Here is a 19,192-nt window from a genome sequence, read left to right on the forward strand (position 1 = left end):
AGGCACCGTGAATGGATGTAAAAAGTGCAACAAAGGCAATACGTAGTGGAGAACCGGCTCCGATCTATGTGCTGTATGGAACGGAAAAGTATCAGATACAGCAATTTACGGATATGTTAAAAGAACAGGTTATTGAAGAAGAACATCGTGATTTTGCGATTATTCCATATGATTTGTCTGAAACGGCTGTGGAGGTCGTTATTGAAGAAGCAGAGACCGTACCTTTTCTGGTTCCGCGCAAATTAATTATTGTAAGGGACGCGAGCCTGTTCACCGCAGGTAAAGAATCCAAGATTGAACATCAGGTTGATCGTCTGCTTACATATATGGAAAATCCGGCAGATTACAGTACGATTGTTTTCCTGGCCCAAGGGGATAAGCTGGATGAGCGTAAGAAACTGGTGAAGGCTGTTAAGAAACAGGCAGTAGTTCTTGCTTTTGCTCCACTTAGTGGAGATGAGCTGTTGAGTTGGATAGCGAAACTGGCGAAGCAGCGGGATGTTTCCTTGGAGACGGGAGCGGCGGAAACGTTGATCAGCTATGCAGGAACAGGTCTTCAGACCTTGTCTGCTGAAGTAGACAAGTTATGTTTGTTTGCTGGTAATGGGGGGACAATCAAGCGTGCTGATATCGAGTCACTGGTTGCCCGTAGTACAGAGCAGAATGTATTCTCGCTGGTCGAAGAACTCGCTAATTTGCGACTGGAGAAAGCGTTGGCTCTTTTCTATGAGTTGCTGAAGCAGCGGGAAGAACCGATTAAAATTGCGGCTTTAATCGCACGTCAGTTTCGGATCATGATCCAGGTGAAAGAGTTGGGCCAACAAAGTTACTCCCAGCAGCAGATTGCCAGTCAGCTTGGTCTGCATCCATATGCCGTTAAGATTGCGGGTGAACAAGCTCGTAAATTTCAACCGGAACGTCTGAGAATGATTCTGAGTCACCTCAGCGAACTGGATTACCAGATGAAAACAGGAGCGGTGGATAAAGTACTTGGTCTGGAGCTGTTCTTATTGAGACTTGGTGCATGAATGGACAAGTAAACGTAATAGATTACTAGTGTGAATAACAAACAAAGCGACCTTTGCTCCATGATCGTTAAATCATCGGAATAAAGGTCGCTTTTGTTTGTGTCTTATACTTATCGAATCAGATACTAAAAAATCCTGAAAGCCTATGCTGTTCAGGATTTTTCCATTGGATCGTATAAGTAACGCTTCTTACGCTTGTGCGGAAAGAGCGTTCAGTTTTTTCGCCAAGCGAGACTTTTTGCGTGCTGCAGCATTTTTATGAACCAGACCTTTAGTTACAGCCTTGTCCAGCTTTTTGGAAGCAGCTTGAATCGCAGCTTTTGCAGTATCAACTTCGTTACTTACCAGAGCAGCATCAGCAGCTTTAACAGCTGTACGGAGTGCAGACTTCTGGGAAGCGTTGAGTGCGCGGCGCTTGTCGCTCGTTTTTACGCGTTTAACAGCGGATTTGATGTTTGGCATTACATTCACCTCCTGTAAGGCATTTGCATGAATACAAACGTTTCACAACTTAAAATATTCTATCACGCTAGCATGTAAAATGCAACAGATATTCCTACGATGTTCGACATGCTGTATAAAGAAACCCTTTTTCCCACACAATATGCTCAAATGCGGTAAGGGAGGCAGGGACAGAATGACACTGGATTTGCAAAACTATACAGTTCGTACCGATTTGGCGATCGACTCCAAGGAAATGGCGCAAGGTGGACAGAAACAGACGATTCCCGGACTACAGGAAGATGTAGAGAAAAAAGAGGGCATTACGATTACACGTATTGATGTCCTGACTGAAGAAGCAGCCACGGCTATTGGTCGGGTGAAAGGTCACTATGTCACCTTGGAAGTACCTTCACTACGGAATGGTGATACCGAGTTACAGGAGCGAGTTGCTGCCGAGTTCACACGTGAAATGGAAGATTTTATGGTTAAGGCCGGAATTAACAAAACATCCAAGGTTTTGATTGTTGGCTTGGGCAACTTAAATGTCACCCCGGATTCACTCGGTCCACTTGTTGTGGAAAATCTGATGGTGACGCGTCAGTATTTCGAATTGGTGCCAGATCAGGTTGCGCCAGGGTATCGGGAAGTCAGCGCGATTGCTCCCGGCGTGTTAGGTACAACGGGCATTGAATCCAGTGACATCGTACAGGGGATTGTAGACCGGACCAAGCCGGATGCGATTATTGCGATTGATGCGCTGGCCTCCCGTTCCTTGGAACGTGTAAATACAACGATTCAGGTAGCGGACATTGGTATTCACCCGGGTTCCGGTATTGGAAACAAACGGCGTGGCCTGACCCGTGAGATATTAGGTGTGCCTTGCATCGCCATCGGAGTACCAACCGTATGTTATGCGTCCACCATTGTGAACAATGTGATTGAGATGATGCGCTCACACTTCCGCCAGGAAACGGATCAGACCAAACAGATCATGGGTATGCTGGACGACATCGGTGAGCAAGATCGCTTGAGTCTGGTGAAAGAGGTACTGGAGCCACTAGGTCATGACCTCATTGTTACCCCAAAGGAAATCGATGAGTTTATTGAGGGAATTGCCAATGTTATTGCTACAGGACTTAACGCCGCACTCCATGATGCAGTGAATCCGGATAACGTAGCCGCTTATACACATTAAAACTTAAAACTGCTGAGAAGAAGGTCCGAATCTATCGGACTTTCTTTTTTTGTTTCTGGAATCTTTCATTTTCCTGTTCTAGCAAATTGGGCGGGCTCATAGAGTTGAAGTATAAGAGTTGTCCAGCAGGGAAGGAGACAGCAGAATGAACAAGATATTGGCCTGGAATATTGGAAAGTGGAAAAAAAGATGTCTGCACGTGCTGGCCATGGGCCGTACGTTGTTGTTGCTTATGATCATATCTGCCTTATTTTTTGTCGTATTGGGTCTGGGGGGCATGGCAGAGAAACGCTTGAATAATTCACCCGTTTCTTCCATGAAAGGATTTGCGAGTGCCGTATCAAGCCGCTTTTTTGTTGATATGCTCGGTATGGAGATGCCACATCTCACCCAGAAAGAACAGACCTCTGCCATATCTGGTGAAAACCTCACCTCATTTGTTTTCCAATTACTAACGAATGTAAATCCTCAAGATCCGAAGAGCCTGATTGCGAGAGAAATGCCGGGCATGGGTTCCAACCAACCTGTTCTGCTCCGTCCTGGATCTGGTAACGAAAAAGCAGAGGCTCCCGAGGATTATCAGCCCGGTCCCGGTCTTACGGATACGGCTTCCGCAGGTGGAGGAAAACCCGGTAGTGAGCTGCATATTCCACCAGGCCAAGACAATACGGATCCACCTGAGTCGAGTGAGCCTGGAGATGGAGAAGGTAAAGAAGATCCTCCAGCGAAGAATGGTGAGAAAGACAATTCAGGCTCACCGACAACAGGCAAAAAGTCAATTCTTATCTATCATTCCCATCCAAGGGAAGGCTACAATCCACTGCTAGGTACGAAAAGTGATAATCCATCATCAGGCAAATCAACAGGCAATGTGTTTCAAGTGGGAACCTACCTCTCAATCAGTCTGGAGAAGCTGGGAATCGGCGTAGAACACGCCAAGGATGATTACCCCACTAAAGTTAAGGACTACAACTGGAACTATTCCTATAAATACTCCCGTCAAACGGTAAAAGCGGCACTCGCTCAAAATGATGATCTGACGTATCTCATAGACATTCATCGTGATTCACAGCGTCATGGCAAAACAACAACAACAATTAATGACTTGGGCTATGCTAAAGTGTATTTCATTATTGGACATGAAAATCCAAATTGGCGGCAGAATGAAGCCTTTGCAGCGAAAATTCATAAGAAACTAGAAGCCAAGTATCCTGGGGTATCCCGTGGTGTGTGGGGCAAGGATGGCGGAGGAGCCAACAATGGAGAGTATAATCAAACCCTTTCACCCAACAGCATTTTGATTGAGATTGGCGGCATAGACAACACAGGAGCTGAGTTACAACGGACATCGAAGATTCTAGCAGACATGATTGCCCAAGTGTATTGGGAAGATCAGAAGGTGGACAAAGCCAGTGTGGAAACCTCGTCGCAGGGTGGATAGGAATTATATATGTAAAGAAGATAAAAATAGTAGAGTGACAGGAGGCAAAGCATATGTCCAGATTCGGTAAAAGACTGTTATCCATGGCTGTATTAATGTTGCTGGGTGTTCTGTTCGGAATGCAGCTGGCTGGCAGCAACTTTCATATGGGCAATCCATCAGGAGGCACGTCAACCGTGGTGACAACTGAGCCAACTTCATCGGTTACCGAATCTGTTCCAACTGCACCTGTCCAGAAGGAGATCAAAGAACCACCGTTTGTACCTGTTCAGTCACCAAGCCAAGTGCTTGGGGCAGATCAGAGTAAAGCTCCGGTCGATGTGTTGGCAGACAAAACGGCTGGACTATTGCAAAATCTCTCACACAGTGGCATCAAATGGGTAGTATCTCTTTTTAGTGGCGTTGCTGAATAAAATACCATGGATTAAAGGTACAATATTACCTCTAGGAGTGTATGATCACACTTTATTATAAAGTTGAGACAACACGGGATTGATGCACTGTGCTTCAACTGTTATAATGAAGTGATTGACACTAGGCTGTTTCTGGGGGTAAGGAATGACTGACATTCGGGCAAGACAACGTAAAATTCGTAACTTTTCTATCATTGCACATATAGATCACGGCAAATCAACACTTGCGGACCGGATCTTGGAGCACACAGGTGCGCTCACGTCACGTGAAATGCAGGAACAGGTTCTGGATAAGATGGACCTTGAACGCGAACGTGGAATAACGATCAAGCTACAAGCAGTAGCCTTGACTTACAAAGCGGATGACGGTGAAGAGTATTTATTGAATCTGATTGATACACCGGGACACGTAGACTTCACGTATGAAGTATCACGCAGTCTTGCTGCATGTGAAGGTGCTCTGCTGGTTGTGGATGCGGCTCAGGGAATTGAAGCCCAAACACTTGCCAACGTGTATCTGGCATTGGATAACAACCTTGAAATTTTACCAGTAATCAACAAAATTGACCTTCCGAGCGCTGATCCTGAACGGGTGAAGCAGGAAGTGGAAGATGTTATTGGTTTGGACACAAGTAATGCGGTCTTGGCTTCGGCCAAATCAGGAATCGGAATCAAAGAAATTTTGGAGCAAGTGGTGAAAAGTGTTCCGGCTCCAACTGGTGATCCTGACCAGCCTTTGAAAGCGCTGATCTTTGACTCGCACTATGACCCGTACAAAGGTGTAATTGTATATGTGCGTGTTGTTGATGGCAAAATCAAATCCGGTTCCAAAATCAAAATGATGGCAACAGGTAAATCATTTGAAGTCATTGAAGTTGGAGCGTTCAAACCTCGTATGACCATCGTGGACGAGCTGAACGTCGGGGATGTTGGATTTATCGTTGCAGGTATCCGGCATGTTGGCGATACACAAGTCGGGGATACGGTGACAGATGCCAAAAATCCAACACCGGAACCTTTGCCGGGTTATCGTAAAATTAACCCAATGGTGTATTGTGGTCTCTATCCGATCGAAACATCGGACTATGTTGATCTGCGTGAAGCGTTGGAGAAATTGCAGCTGAACGATGCGTCTCTGAGCTTTGAACCGGAAACATCCAGTGCACTCGGTTTTGGATTCCGTTGCGGATTCCTTGGACTGCTTCACATGGACGTTATCCAGGAGCGGATCGAGCGGGAGTTTAACATTCCGTTGATCACAACGGCACCAAGTGTAATCTATCACGTCACCTTAACGAATGGTGAAGTGATGAAAATCGACAACCCATCCAACTATCCTGAGGTGGGACGGATTGATTACGTCGAAGAACCATACGTCAAGGCAGATATTATCGTACCGAATGATTATGTAGGTACCATTATGGAGCTGTGTCAGAATAAACGCGGTGAATATGTAAATATGGAATATTTGGACACAACCCGGGTTACCATTACCTATGAGATTCCGTTGTCCGAGATTGTATATGACTTCTTCGACCAGTTGAAATCCGGTACCAAAGGATATGCATCCCTGGATTATGAGTTGTCCGGTTACCGTCAGTCCAATCTGGCGAAAATGGATATTGTACTCAATGGCGAACAGGTGGATGCTCTGTCCTTCATCGTTCACCGTGACCGTGCCTATAACCGCGGACGCATTGTCTGTGAGAAACTGCGCGAGCTGATTCCACGGCAAATGTTCGAGGTGCCAATTCAGGCATCTGTAGGTACCAAGGTTGTTGCTCGTGAGACGGTAAAAGCAATGCGTAAAAACGTACTTGCCAAGTGTTATGGTGGTGACATCTCGCGGAAACGGAAACTGCTTGAGAAGCAGAAGGAAGGTAAGAAGCGGATGAAGCAAGTTGGTAACGTTGAGGTGCCACAAGAGGCATTCATGGCGGTACTGAAAATTGATGATTAAATAATCTAATTTGAAATACGTCACAGAATGTGAGTATTCAAACTAGATTAGGAGAATTCAATTTCGGGTACATCACAGAGTGTGTGTATCGAAATTGAATTGGTACAACACAGAATATTAAATAACTAAGCTGAAAGGGAAGCCGGATGGCTTTCCTTTTTTCAAATAGAGGGGGACTTGCCATGACATTGGCAGCACACAGCCGGAAGACAGGTGCGCCCCAAGCGGTGTATCTTCACATTCCCTTTTGCACGAATAAATGTTTTTATTGCGACTTTAACTCTTACGTTCTGAAAGATCAGCCCGTGATGCAATATCTCGAAGCGCTGGAACGGGAGATGGAACATACAGTTAAGGCCAATCCACCGGGTGAGATCAAGACGATATTTGTAGGTGGGGGTACGCCAACAGCTCTGAAACCGGATGAGATGGCAGTATTTCTTCGTTCTGTGAAGACGTATTTCCCAAATTGGGCGGACGATATTGAATTTTCGATGGAAGCCAACCCGGGAACCACGGATGCGGAGAAACTCGCTGCGATGAAAGAAGGCGGGGTCAACCGTGTCAGCTTTGGCGTGCAGGCGTTTCAGAATGATCTGCTGACAGGCATTGGCCGTATTCATAATACGGATGATGTATATCGCAGTTTGGAGAATGCTCGTAAAGCAGGCTTGAATAACCTGTCCATTGACCTGATGTTTGGGTTGCCAAACCAGACCGTAGAGATGTTAAATGAGAGTATCGACAAAGCGCTGGAGCTTGATCTGCCGCATTACTCCATCTACAGCCTGAAAGTGGAAGAGAATACACTTTTCCATACACTGTATCAGAAGAACCAGTTGCCACTTCCTCATGAAGATGACGAGCTGGAGATGTATCTTCTATTAATGAGACGTATGAAAGAAGCAGGTTATGGACAATACGAGATCAGTAACTTTGCCAAGCCGGGCTTTGAGAGTCGTCACAATATTACCTACTGGCGTAATGAGGACTACTATGGTCTGGGTGCAGGTGCGCATGGATATGTAGGCCGCGAACGGCATATGAATATTAAAGGTATAAATCCTTATGTTGAAGCTTCGCGTGCAGGACTGCCTCGTCTGGATCATTTTGAGATTGCTCGCCCGGAGGCCATGGAAGATTATCTGATGGTTGGACTGAGAATGTTGGAGGGGGCTTCGGCCTCACGTTTTAGCGAACAGTTCGGAGAGTCCATGGAAGAAGTGTTTGCAAAGCCTTTGGGCAAAATGTTGAACGCAGGGCTGCTTGAGCGGACGGCAGACGGCTTCCGACTGAGCGAGCAGGGTATCCTGTTCGGAAATGACGTTTTTGCGGAGTTTATCGGGTCCATATCGCTGAATTCATAGCTTGAAATTCTATACGCTCTGTTGTATATTTATTCATATTGATTTTACAGAGCGTGTTAATTTAACAACTACGAAGTCAGCTTTCCTCTGGAAAGCTTGGTAATAGGAGGAGAGCAGGATGTCGGTAATATGCAGAAAAGCCGTGCCGGAAGATGTTGAACCACTGTATGAAATGATTAAGGGCTATGCAGAGCGTGGGATCATGCTTCCGCGATCACGGGAAATACTGCACCGACAGCTGGAGCACTTTGTTGTAGCCGAAGTTGATGGTGAAGTGGTGGGTTGCGGATCGCTTTGTCGTCTGGGGAATGATCTGGTAGAAGTCAGATCACTCGGTATCTCGGAAGGGCACAAAGGGCTCGGTATTGGCTCCCGATTGCTGGACCGACTGGTAGAAGAAGCGGAGAAACAACAGATTCCTAAGGTTATGGCGTTGACATATGAAGTGTCCTTTTTCCTCAAAAACGGCTTTGCCGTGGTGGAAAAGGAGATTTTCCCCGAGAAAGTATGGACCGACTGTGTTCATTGCAGCAAGCAGGATTGTTGTGATGAGATCGCGGTATTAAAAGAGCTTAATGTTTCAGCCTAATAACTGAATGGACTGCATGGATCGAGCCGAGTCAGCCTCTGCCCTACATGCAGTCCTTTTTTTACTTTAAAGTATGTACAATAAAGTTGTTAGGACTCGTTGACATTGGTCTATACTATAAATAGATGAGCCCACTCATCAAACTCACTTGACAATGTTCACGTCAGTTTGGTATTTTTGTATTACCGCTTAGCACTCATCTAACTGGAGTGCTAACGACATGGGACAGTACAGTCAGAAGGAGGGAATACTCACCATGTTAACAGAGCGTCAACGAATGATTCTGAACGCTATAGTGGATGACTATATCCGTTCAGCTGAGCCCGTAGGGTCCCGGAGCATTTCCAAAAGGGGAGATGTTGGATACAGTCCGGCGACGATCCGTAATGAAATGGCGGACCTCGAAGATATGGGCTTTCTGGAACAGCCGCATACATCGGCTGGACGCATTCCATCCCATAAAGGCTATCGATATTATGTCGATCATTTGGTTCCCTGGAATCAGGTGGAGCCTCAGGAGTTGGATGATCTGAAGTCGTTCTTCGCTGAAAAGTTGAACGTCATGGAGCAAGTTATTCAGCATGCATCCAATATTTTGTCACATATGACGAATTATACTTCGATCCTGCTTGGACCGGAAGTATTCCATACGTCCCTACGTCACTTCCAATTGCTTCCGTTGAATGAAAGTGAAGCTGTGGCAATCATTGTGACCAATACAGGTCAGGTGGAGAACAAGACGGTCCAGATTCCACCAGAAATCTCGGTAGCCGAGATGGAAAATGTGGTTCGTTTGTTAAATACCAAACTTGTGGGCGTACCAATCTACAAATTGAAATCCCGTCTTTATACCGAACTTGGGCAAGAGATGGAACGGCATATTACACGTTATGAGGAAGTTATGCAGGTGCTGAACAGTGCCTTTGATAACGAACATGATAATCGTCTGTTCCTCAGTGGTGCCACCAACATGTTGACTCAACCGGAGTTTAAAGATATCGAAAAGGTAAAAGATATTCTTGACCTGCTGGAAGAGACACCAACACTCATGAAATTGATGATGCCCGTGCCGGGTGGATCTGGTATTCAAGTGCGAATCGGCACTGAAAATGATCATGAAGCCTTTGCCAACTGCAGCCTGATTACAGCCTCCTATTCATTGGACGGTGAGGCATTGGGTTCGATCGGTATTTTAGGACCCACGCGGATGGATTATGCACGTGTCATTCATATTCTAAATACACTATCCCGTGACTTGACGACGATGCTGACCCATCGTTTCAAATAAGATTCGGGAATGAACCATTTCATTCGTATAAGGAGGTGAACATCTTGAAAGAGGAGCAATCATTTACAGAAGAACAAGAGGTAACAGCAGCTGAGCAGGAGCCTATTAATGAAGCTGGCGCTGCAGAAGCACAAGCTGAAGAGATGGCTGGTCAGGAGCAGGATGAGCTTGCACGTCTGAAGGCAGAAGCTGAGGAGCAACAGCAGCGTTATGTCCGTGCACAGGCTGATTTTGATAACTTCCGTCGTCGTACGCAGAAGGAAAAAGAAGAATTGGCTAAATATGCTTCGATGAAGCTGGTCACCGAACTGGTACCGGTTATTGATAACTTCGAGCGCGCCATGGCTACTGTACCGGAAGGAGCAGAGGTCGAATCTTTCTCAAAAGGCATCCAAATGATTTTCCGTCAATTGGAAACCGTGATGAATAATGAAGGTCTGACGGCTATGGAATCGGTAGGACAACCGTTCAATCCTGAATTCCACCAAGCAATTATGCAAGTGGAAAGCGACGAATACGAAGAAGGTATCGTTGTTGAGGAAGTCCAAAAAGGCTACATGCTGAAAGATAAAGTGCTTCGTCCAGCTATGGTAAAAGTCAGCTCATAATTTCCTTATAGGAAGGAATGAGTTGGCTCCGTGGTTGAACAATGTGGGCGAAGTTTAATATAAAGGTTTGTACACATAGAGCACGATTAGCAACATGAACATCTAAATAAGGGTCAGATCAGACCCATTCATTTTAAATTGTTGAGGAGGAAATTTTCGGATGAGCAAAGTAATTGGTATTGACTTAGGAACAACAAACTCATGCGTAGCAGTAATGGAAGGCGGCGAGGCTGTCGTAATTCCAAATCCGGAGGGCGCACGTACAACTCCATCCGTAGTTGGTTTCAAAAAAGATGGAGAGCGTGTTGTTGGTGAAACTGCAAAACGTCAAGCGATCACCAATCCGGATCGTACCATCATGTCGATCAAACGTCACATGGGTACTTCCCACAAGGAAACAATTGATGGCAAAGACTACTCTGCACAAGAGATCTCTGCAATCATCCTGCAAAAATTGAAAACTGATGCTGAAGCTTATCTGGGTCAAACGGTAACTCAAGCAGTTATCACTGTACCAGCTTACTTCAATGACAGTCAGCGTCAAGCGACTAAAGATGCGGGTAAAATTGCAGGTTTGGAAGTTCTGCGTATCGTCAACGAGCCTACAGCAGCAGCTTTGGCATACGGTATGGAGAAATCCGAAGACCAAACGATTCTCGTATATGACCTGGGTGGCGGTACGTTCGACGTATCCATTCTTGAACTGGGTGACGGCTTCTTCGAAGTTAAAGCAACTAGCGGGGACAACCAACTGGGTGGGGATGACTTTGACCAAGTAATCATTGATTACCTCGTAAGTGAATTCAAAAAAGATCAAGGCATTGACTTGAGTAAAGATAAAGCAGCGGTTCAACGTTTGAAAGATGCAGCGGAAAAAGCGAAAAAAGAACTTTCCGGCGTATTGACTACAACGATCTCCTTGCCTTTCATCACGGTTGCTGATGGCGTTCCTCAGCATTTGGAGTTGAACCTGAGCCGTGCGAAATTTGAAGAAATCTCTGCAGGTCTGGTTGAGCGTACGCTTGAACCAACTCGTCGTGCATTGAGCGATGCGGGTATGACAGCTAACGATATCGACAAGATCGTATTGGTTGGTGGTTCCACACGTATTCCTGCAGTTCAAGAAGCAATCAAAAAACTGACGGGTAAAGAGCCTCACAAAGGCGTTAACCCGGATGAAGTTGTAGCTTTGGGTGCTGCTGTACAAGCGGGAGTACTGACAGGTGACGTGAAAGACGTTGTATTGCTTGACGTAACTCCACTGTCCCTGGGTATCGAAACAGCAGGTGGCGTATTCACCAAAATGATCGAGCGTAACACAACGATCCCTACAAGCAAATCTCAAGTATTCTCCACATATGCAGACAATCAACCAAGCGTTGAGATTCATGTTCTGCAAGGTGAGCGTGAGATGGCAGCGGGTAACAAATCGCTTGGACGTTTCATGTTGGGTGATATTCCACCAGCTCCACGTGGCGTTCCGCAGATCGAAGTTAGCTTCGATATTGATGCCAACGGTATCGTTAACGTATCTGCAACAGATAAAGGTACTAACAAAACTCAAAAAATCACAATCACTTCTTCCAGCGGTTTGAGCGATGCAGAAGTTGAGCAAATGATGAAAGATGCTGAGTTGCACGCTGAAGAAGATAAAAAACGCAGAGAACTCGTTGAAGCGAAAAACAGTGCAGATCAATTGATCTACTCTGTTGACAAAACGATCAAAGATCTTGGCGAAAAAGCAGATGCTGGCGAAGTTGAAAAAGCAAATGCTGCCAAAGAAAAACTGCAAGGCGTGCTGGCTTCCGACAACCTGGAAGATATCAAAGCTGCTACAGAAGAACTGACAGAGATCGTTCAACAACTGTCCGTGAAACTGTATGAGCAAGCTCAGGCGCAAGAGCAAGAAGCGCAAGGTGCTGAAGAGCAACAAGGTTCTGCTAAACGTGACAACGTCGTAGACGCTGATTACGAAGTTGTGGATGAAGATAAAAAACAAAACTAATTCGTAGTTCTACGCGAATTAAACATCGGTGACGTTCGAATTAGAGGGAAAGTCATAGCCGGGGCTCCCGCGCTTTGGCTTTCCTTTTGTCACGATGTGCGATATGGTGAATGATATGGGGGTGGAAGAGTGGCTGAAAAGCGTGATTATTATGAGGTGCTTGGCGTTAGTAAAACGGCTAACGACGATGAGATTAAAAAGGCTTACCGTAAGCTTGCCCGTCAGTATCACCCTGACGTAAACAAGGCTGCTGATGCGGAAGCTAAATTTAAAGAAGTTAAAGAAGCTTACGACGTAGTGAGTGACGGTCAGAAGCGTGCACAATATGATCAATATGGTCATGTCGATCCGAATCAAGGTGGATTCGGTGGTGGCGGTGATTTTGGCGGCGGCGGATTTGGCGACATCTTCGACATGTTCTTTGGCGGCGGTGGCGGTGGACGACGTGATCCAAATGCTCCGCAACGGGGGAATGACCTGCAGTATACGATGACGATTGAGTTCAAGGAAGCTGTATTTGGTAAAGAAACCGATATTACGATTCCGCGTACCGAAGGCTGTGATACCTGTCATGGCTCAGGTGCCAAACCTGGAACGAAACCGGAAACCTGCTCGGTCTGCCAAGGTAGCGGTCAGCAGGAAGTCGTGCAAAATACCCCGTTTGGTCGTATGGTTAATCGCCGTGCATGTTCGAACTGTAGTGGTTCGGGCCAAATTATCAAAGAAAAATGTACAACGTGCAGTGGTAGCGGTAAAGTCCGCAAGCAACGCAAAATCCATGTCCGCATTCCAGCGGGTGTAGATGATGGCGCGCAACTGCGTATGACAGGTGAGGGCGAGGGAGGCCTGCGTGGCGGACCAGCGGGAGATCTGTATATTGTCATTCGCGTGAAATCACATGATTTCTTCGAGCGTGAAGGTGACGATATTTATTGCGAAATCCCACTTACCTTTGCACAGGCAGCTCTGGGAGATGAAGTTGAAATCCCAACGTTGACTGAAAAAGTGAAGTTGAAAGTACCAGCTGGTACACAAACGGGAACGTATTTCCGCCTCAAAGGCAAAGGTGTACCACGCTTACGCGGTATGGGGCAAGGGGATCAACATGTGAAAGTGGTTGTGGTTACACCTAGTAAGCTGAATGACGAGCAGAAGGATCTGCTTCGCCAAATTGCTGCGCTGGATGGAGAGCAAACACATGAGCATGAACAATCTTTCTTTGATAGAGTGAAACGCGCCTTCCGCGGCGACTAAGAATAAAATAAAGCAAGCCCAACAGGACACCATAGCGGTTTTTACCGCGGGGTGTCCTTTTTTGTGCGCCTTTTTTTGTGGTTCAGTGGTTTTTGTGAAATCCATGGATTTATGCTACGAAGAACGACAGCAATTTGTGGGAGCATTCCGGTATATTCTGAGCGAACTTGCGGAAAGATAGCATGGCGAGAATGATATGCATAGCTGATATGCGAGAAATTAGGGAAGCAGGTGAAGCGGATGACCGAGAAAAATATTTTGGCGTACTTTCACAGCCCGGAACAGGCTCAAGGGGCAGCCAAAAAACTGGAGGCATTGCGAGTGGAGGACCTGTCAATTAATCGATTCAGCCGATATGCGGGTGTAGGACCAAGCGGGGCTTCCTACAAGCCGGGCGTTTCCGGTAGTTTTTCATCATGGGTGCCCGATTCGATGCAAACGAATGCCAGTGCTGGAATCATGGCTGCGGCGGACCCTTCTGCAAGCGGCATGAGTGATGGTGGACAGGGTGGACCTACAGGAAGGGATGTATTACTAACGGTCATCGTAGATGAATCGGTACATCACCGTGCTATGTCTATTATCGAACAAGCCGGTGGAATGATCTAGTTTCAAGAAATCGATATAAGACCAACAATATAAGATTCAATCTAAACATTTACACAATAACGGAGAGGACAGAAAAAACCTGAAGAAGCGAGGCGTTCGCATTTATCCCCGGATTTCTCCCTTTAAGAAGGGAATATAAAAAATCTGGGGATAACAGCGATCGGAAGGTTGTTCTGTCATCGGAGTGTCAGTGTAAATACGATTTAGTTGAACTTATACAATTTGAAGGAGGAGCATTACAATGGCAGAACATGAACGTCCAGGCAAGATTTTAACGAAAACGGAAAAGATGAAACGTATGCAATCCGCAAAAAATGAGGACGTGGAATTCAGCGCTGAAGCTGCGGATCATGAAGATATCGAAGCACTACGCCGCAGTGAAGCGGCTGATCGACGTCAGGGACGGGAGCTTCATGACTGAAGATCGCTCGGCAGTGACCCTCGAAGCTGTTTTTACAAGCTGGACTGAGGCCGAGTCTGCACGCAGAGCCCTGGAATTGTTGCACCCAAACCAATTGAGTATCGAGAGCCTTGGCAATGAAGCGTCTGCATTGGACTCTCACGATGTTACAGGCTCTGATAATTCCCCTACAGCCGTCGTTGGAGGATTTAGTGGAGAACTGAATGTACTTGCCCTGATTAGTGATGAAACGGAAATGCTGTCCAATGGTCAGGTGTATGATACACCCGAAGAGGATTCGGCAAACAGGCTAAAACAAGAAATTTTGCTGACCGTGTCCGTATCCAACGATTCGCTCCCGCAAGCCGCTGAGATGATCACGCAGAATGGTGGGCGTTTTTGCTAAGTGAGATTCGAATTATGCAAAATGCTGAAGTAAATGAAACAGATATGTATGAATAGATGACAGGATATTCGAGCAGTCAGGCTGCGGATATCCTGTTTTGTTTTTCTTTTACTGGTGCGGCTTTGTGCTCCGGCTAGCTTGTGTAGTACAATAGTTGGGATGTTTGAAAAATGAGGAGGAAAAACCAAGTATGTTATGGCATGAACTAACAATACATACCACAGAAGAAGCTGTGGAGATGATTTCGAATTTTTTACATGAAGCGGGTGCTGGAGGGGTTTCAATTGAAGAGTCCGGTACTTTAAATAAAAAACGGGACACGACATATGGTGAGTTATACGACGTTCCTTTGAATGATATTCCGGAAGGCTTTGCGGTAATCAAAGGGTACTTCTCCGAAGGTACGGACATGGATGCACTACAGTCAGAAGTTAATCCGAGAATCGAGGAACTCTCCGAATTCGGAATTGATACAGGTGAGGTTCGTTATGAGACGCGTACAGTGGATGAAAATGACTGGGCAACAGCCTGGAAACAATATTTCAAGCCGGTACGTGTATCGGAACGTCTGACGATTAAACCAACGTGGGAAGAGTATACGCCAGAAAGTCCGGATGAGAAAATTATTGAGCTTGACCCAGGCATGGCTTTTGGTACAGGAACACATCCAACGACCTCCCTCTGCTTGCGTACACTGGAAACGGTTGTTCAGGGCGGCGAGGAAGTTATTGACGTAGGTACAGGTTCTGGGATTTTGGCTATAGGAGCGATAAAACTTGGCGCAAAACATGTACTGGCGCTTGATCTTGATCCGGTTGCGGTAATCAGTGCCAGGGAGAATGTGGAACTGAACGGGTTGGAGCAACAAATTACGGTTAAAGAGAGTGATCTGTTGTCCGTCCTCGGGAGTCAGGACCCTGCGCTTGGTGTGCAACTGCCAGTTAAGGTTGTCGTGGCGAACATTCTGGCTGAGATCATTTTGTTGTTCGTAGACGATGTCTATAATGCGCTTGAGTCTGGCGGGACCTATATTGTATCCGGAATTTGGAAGAACAAAGAGCAGGTTGTACATGATGCACTGGTAGCCTCCGGGTTTGAAGTGAGTGCGATCCATCGTGATGAGGATTGGCTGGCGTTTGTAGCCAGAAAGGGGTAACCCATGGACTTTTGGAATTCGTTCTTTCGTTATCCGATCGATCAGCTTCCGTTTTTCCTGCTGACTATCCTGATCGCATTTACGGTGCATGAATTCTCGCATGCGTATTTTGCCAACAAATTCGGTGATCCAACAGCCAAGCTGTTGGGTCGGGTCACACTGAATCCGGTTGTACACTTTGACTTATTTGGTGTGCTGTTGCTCATTATTGCCGGCTTTGGTTGGGCACGTCCAGTTCCGGTTAATCGGGCTAACTTCGACAAGCCTAGATTGATGGGCATCATCGTATCCGCAGCAGGGCCTCTGAGCAATCTGTTGCTCGCGATCATTGGTACAATCATCTATGCTTCACTGGTTGGTTCGGGAGCACTCGGCGGCATTGATAATGAGCGGTTGCTGACAGCAATCACAACGTTTTTCGCTATCTTTAACTTAACCAACTTTTTCCTGTTCCTGTTTAACTTGATTCCGTTGCCCCCACTGGATGGTTATCGGATTCTGGAAGATGTAGTGCCACCTTCAATCAGCCGCAAGCTGCAAGGGGTGGAGCAATGGTCCATTTTTATCTTCTTATTGATTCTTGTTATACCTCCGTTGCAAAATGTGACGATTCAACCTTTGTATGAGTTTGCGCAAACGATGTATGTGGATCTGGCAAAGCTGGTTATTGAATTATATCGCTAAAAGCGTATCGTGTTTTGGGCTGATATACTGGTCAGAAACACGTAAAAGTTGTATGATCATCTGTGGCGATTGGATTCACGCCTGTCATTAGGCGGGGTGAATTTCAGTCATAACAGGACAGAATGGGTGGATTGACTAATGCAGCGATATTTTGTATCTGCAGAACAGTTTAATGAACACGCTGTGATCATCACAGGTGATGATGCACGCCATATCGGCAAGGTCATGCGTGGTAAACCTGGAGATAAACTGATTGTCAGTGACGGAAACTCCAGAGAAGCACTCGTGGAAATTGAGACTATTGAAGTTGGCCAAGTGACAGCCAATATTGTCGAACCTCTCGAGATGGACCATGAAGCACGGATTCGTGTAACCGTGGCACAGAGTTTGCCCAAAGGCGACAAGATGGAAACAGTCATCCAGAGATGTACTGAGATTGGGGCGGTATCATTTGTACCCTTCCTGTCAGAACGTACGATTGTGCAATATGATGCCAAGAAAGAAGGCAAACGGTTAGAGCGGTGGCGGAAAATCGCCAAGGAAGCTGCCGAACAGAGTCACCGGAATCGTATTCCATCTGTCGAGCAGCCGCTTTCCTGGAAAGGGCTGTTATCTTCTTTTGAGGGCTATAGCCTGGTATGTTATTGTTATGAGAAAGAAAACGGTAAACAGCTGAGAGATGCACTGAAACCGTTTGTAGAGCAGCTTGCACCTGATGCAAGTGTAGAAGTTTTGATCGTGGTTGGACCGGAAGGTGGATTTTCTGAGAAGGAGACGGCAGAGGCTGATGAGGCAGGTGCTGTATCTGTTGGACTGGGCAAACGCATTTTGCGTGCTGAGACAGCTGGAATGGCAGCACTAACTTGCGTGCTATATGAATCCGGAGAAATGGGAGGAATGTAATTATGCCATCCGTGGCGTTTTACACCTTAGGCTGCAAAGTTAATTTCTATGATACAGAGGCGATTTGGCAATTGTTCAAAAACGAAGGTTACGATCAAGTGGACTTTGATGAACAGACAGCGGATGTATACTTGATTAATACTTGTACAGTAACCAATACCGGCGACAAAAAGAGCCGTCAAATTATTCGTCGTGCCATTCGGCGCAACCCGGAGGCGATTGTGGCCGTTACAGGCTGCTACGCGCAGACTTCTCCGGCAGAGATTCTGGACATCCCAGGGGTGGATCTGGTTATCGGTACACAAGACCGTGACAAGATTTTGCCATATGTTAATGAAATTCAGGAGTCGCGTCAACCGGTTAATGCGGTGCGTAATATTATGAAAACCCGTGTGTTTGAAGAAATGGACGTACCGGATTTTGCTGACCGTACCCGCGCATTTCTGAAAATCCAGGATGGATGCAATAACTTCTGTACATTCTGCATTATTCCATGGTCTCGTGGTCTCTCGCGCAGCCGTGAGGCGAACAGCATTATTCAACAGGCTCATCAACTCGTACACGCCGGATACAAGGAGATTGTTCTGACCGGTATTCATACAGGTGGGTATGGCGATGACATGGAAAACTATGATCTGACCGACCTGCTGTGGGATTTGGATAAGGTAGAAGGTTTGGAGCGTATTCGAATCAGCTCGATTGAAGCCAGTCAGATCGATGACCGCATGCTCGACGTGATCAAACGTTCGGACAAACTTGTTCGTCACTTCCATATTCCGCTGCAAGCGGGTGATGATACGGTGTTGAAACGTATGCGCCGTAAGTATACGACAGAAGAGTTTTACAACAAAATGCTTCGCATTCGGGAAGCAATGCCGGATGTAGCGATTACAACAGACATCATTGTTGGATTTCCAGGTGAGACGGATGAGATGTACCGTAATGGCTATGAGTTGATGCGTAAGATCGGTTTTTCCGAAATGCACGTATTCCCTTATTCCAAGCGTACGGGTACACCAGCAGCACGGATGGAAGATCAGGTGGACGAAGAAGTCAAAAATGCACGTGTGCATGAACTGATTGATTTGTCCGAGCAGATGCAGCTGGAGTACGCTAAGCAGTTTGTTGGACAGGTACTGGATGTTATTCCCGAAGGTGAAGCCAAGGGCCGCGAGGGAAGTGGCAAGCTGCACGGTTATAGCGACAACTACATTCAACTGGTCTTTGACGGAACCATGGATATGGTCGGTAAAGTGTGCCGGGTCAAAGTGGTTGAAGCTGGCGTCAACGAGAGTCAGGCTACGCTGGTACGTGTGTTGGAAGAGAATCTTAAGTCCGCCGCGATGTGATCGAGGCGTCAGAAACAAGGATTTCATTTCCTTGGGGAGCTTACCCGGGGAGATGAGGTCCTTCTTTTGCAAAAAATAAGATAAAGATATCGA

Annotated in this window: 19 protein-coding genes; 18 read left to right on the plus strand and 1 reads right to left on the minus strand. The window is 46.3% G+C overall.

Translation table 11 applies throughout. The features are described 5' to 3' along the window. The first annotated feature begins 11 nt into the window (after positions 1–11). Complete coding sequence (gene holA / locus MKX68_RS20145) at positions 12–1,028, plus strand: DNA polymerase III subunit delta (RefSeq protein WP_339790133.1); 1,017 nt, start codon at positions 12–14, stop codon at positions 1,026–1,028. Between the two features lie 189 nt (positions 1,029–1,217). Here holA and rpsT read toward each other — a convergent pair whose 3' ends face one another. Further along, complete coding sequence (gene rpsT, locus MKX68_RS20150; protein WP_024628504.1) at positions 1,218–1,490, minus strand: 30S ribosomal protein S20; 273 nt, start codon at positions 1,488–1,490, stop codon at positions 1,218–1,220. Positions 1,491–1,665: 175 nt separating this feature from the next. Between rpsT and gpr the strand changes: the two genes are divergently transcribed. From gpr to mtaB, 17 genes are all read left to right on the plus strand, one after another. Further along, complete coding sequence (gene gpr, locus MKX68_RS20155) at positions 1,666–2,667, plus strand: GPR endopeptidase (RefSeq protein WP_036615103.1); 1,002 nt, start codon at positions 1,666–1,668, stop codon at positions 2,665–2,667. Between the two features lie 145 nt (positions 2,668–2,812). Next, positions 2,813–4,108 carry a stage II sporulation protein P gene (locus MKX68_RS20160; RefSeq protein ID WP_340913899.1) on the plus strand — a complete coding sequence of 432 codons (1,296 nt, stop codon included), beginning with the start codon at positions 2,813–2,815 and terminating at the stop codon, positions 4,106–4,108. Positions 4,109–4,161: 53 nt separating this feature from the next. Next, positions 4,162–4,521, plus strand: a complete 360-nt coding sequence (locus MKX68_RS20165) for a hypothetical protein (RefSeq protein ID WP_315937174.1) — start codon at positions 4,162–4,164, stop codon at positions 4,519–4,521. A 145-nt stretch (positions 4,522–4,666) separates the two neighbouring features. Beyond that, the gene (lepA, locus tag MKX68_RS20170) at positions 4,667–6,481 is read left to right on the plus strand and encodes a translation elongation factor 4 (RefSeq protein ID WP_076211672.1); all 1,815 of its coding nucleotides are present in this window, start codon (positions 4,667–4,669) and stop codon (positions 6,479–6,481) included. Between the two features lie 182 nt (positions 6,482–6,663). Beyond that, a complete protein-coding gene (gene hemW / locus MKX68_RS20175; RefSeq protein WP_036668565.1) occupies positions 6,664–7,848 on the plus strand; it encodes a radical SAM family heme chaperone HemW in 1,185 nt (394 codons plus the stop codon). Between the two features lie 118 nt (positions 7,849–7,966). Further along, positions 7,967–8,437, plus strand: coding sequence for an N-acetyltransferase (locus tag MKX68_RS20180; RefSeq protein ID WP_017687214.1), 471 nt, complete (start codon positions 7,967–7,969; stop codon positions 8,435–8,437). Between the two features lie 256 nt (positions 8,438–8,693). Next, complete coding sequence (gene hrcA / locus MKX68_RS20185) at positions 8,694–9,725, plus strand: heat-inducible transcriptional repressor HrcA (protein WP_338588007.1); 1,032 nt, start codon at positions 8,694–8,696, stop codon at positions 9,723–9,725. Between the two features lie 44 nt (positions 9,726–9,769). Then, positions 9,770–10,333 carry a nucleotide exchange factor GrpE gene (gene grpE / locus MKX68_RS20190; RefSeq protein WP_017687216.1) on the plus strand — a complete coding sequence of 188 codons (564 nt, stop codon included), beginning with the start codon at positions 9,770–9,772 and terminating at the stop codon, positions 10,331–10,333. A gap of 160 nt (positions 10,334–10,493) precedes the next feature. Continuing rightward, the gene (gene dnaK / locus MKX68_RS20195; RefSeq protein WP_091028373.1) at positions 10,494–12,338 is read left to right on the plus strand and encodes a molecular chaperone DnaK; all 1,845 of its coding nucleotides are present in this window, start codon (positions 10,494–10,496) and stop codon (positions 12,336–12,338) included. Between the two features lie 129 nt (positions 12,339–12,467). Then, positions 12,468–13,592, plus strand: a complete 1,125-nt coding sequence (dnaJ, locus tag MKX68_RS20200; protein ID WP_062835521.1) for a molecular chaperone DnaJ — start codon at positions 12,468–12,470, stop codon at positions 13,590–13,592. Positions 13,593–13,832: 240 nt separating this feature from the next. Next, positions 13,833–14,201 carry a hypothetical protein gene (locus MKX68_RS20205; RefSeq protein WP_017687219.1) on the plus strand — a complete coding sequence of 123 codons (369 nt, stop codon included), beginning with the start codon at positions 13,833–13,835 and terminating at the stop codon, positions 14,199–14,201. Positions 14,202–14,442: 241 nt separating this feature from the next. Then, positions 14,443–14,622: a YfhD family protein gene (locus MKX68_RS20210; RefSeq protein ID WP_017687220.1), complete on the plus strand. Its 180-nt coding sequence runs from the start codon at positions 14,443–14,445 to the stop codon at positions 14,620–14,622. Beyond that, positions 14,615–15,007, plus strand: a complete 393-nt coding sequence (locus tag MKX68_RS20215) for a hypothetical protein (protein WP_340913902.1) — start codon at positions 14,615–14,617, stop codon at positions 15,005–15,007. Before MKX68_RS20210 ends, MKX68_RS20215 begins: the two co-directional genes overlap by 8 nt. A 190-nt stretch (positions 15,008–15,197) precedes the next feature. Further along, a complete protein-coding gene (prmA, locus tag MKX68_RS20220; protein WP_249912133.1) occupies positions 15,198–16,163 on the plus strand; it encodes a 50S ribosomal protein L11 methyltransferase in 966 nt (321 codons plus the stop codon). 3 nt (positions 16,164–16,166) lie between these two features. Then, positions 16,167–16,847: a site-2 protease family protein gene (locus MKX68_RS20225; protein ID WP_074095894.1), complete on the plus strand. Its 681-nt coding sequence runs from the start codon at positions 16,167–16,169 to the stop codon at positions 16,845–16,847. 138 nt (positions 16,848–16,985) lie between these two features. Further along, positions 16,986–17,750, plus strand: coding sequence for an RsmE family RNA methyltransferase (locus MKX68_RS20230; protein ID WP_340913906.1), 765 nt, complete (start codon positions 16,986–16,988; stop codon positions 17,748–17,750). Positions 17,751–17,752: 2 nt separating this feature from the next. After that, positions 17,753–19,099 carry a tRNA (N(6)-L-threonylcarbamoyladenosine(37)-C(2))-methylthiotransferase MtaB gene (mtaB, locus tag MKX68_RS20235; RefSeq protein ID WP_289389895.1) on the plus strand — a complete coding sequence of 449 codons (1,347 nt, stop codon included), beginning with the start codon at positions 17,753–17,755 and terminating at the stop codon, positions 19,097–19,099. Positions 19,100–19,192 lie beyond the last annotated feature (93 nt).

It is taken from the genome of Paenibacillus sp. FSL M8-0212, from assembly GCF_038004645.1.
Lineage (GTDB): Bacteria > Bacillota > Bacilli > Paenibacillales > Paenibacillaceae > Paenibacillus.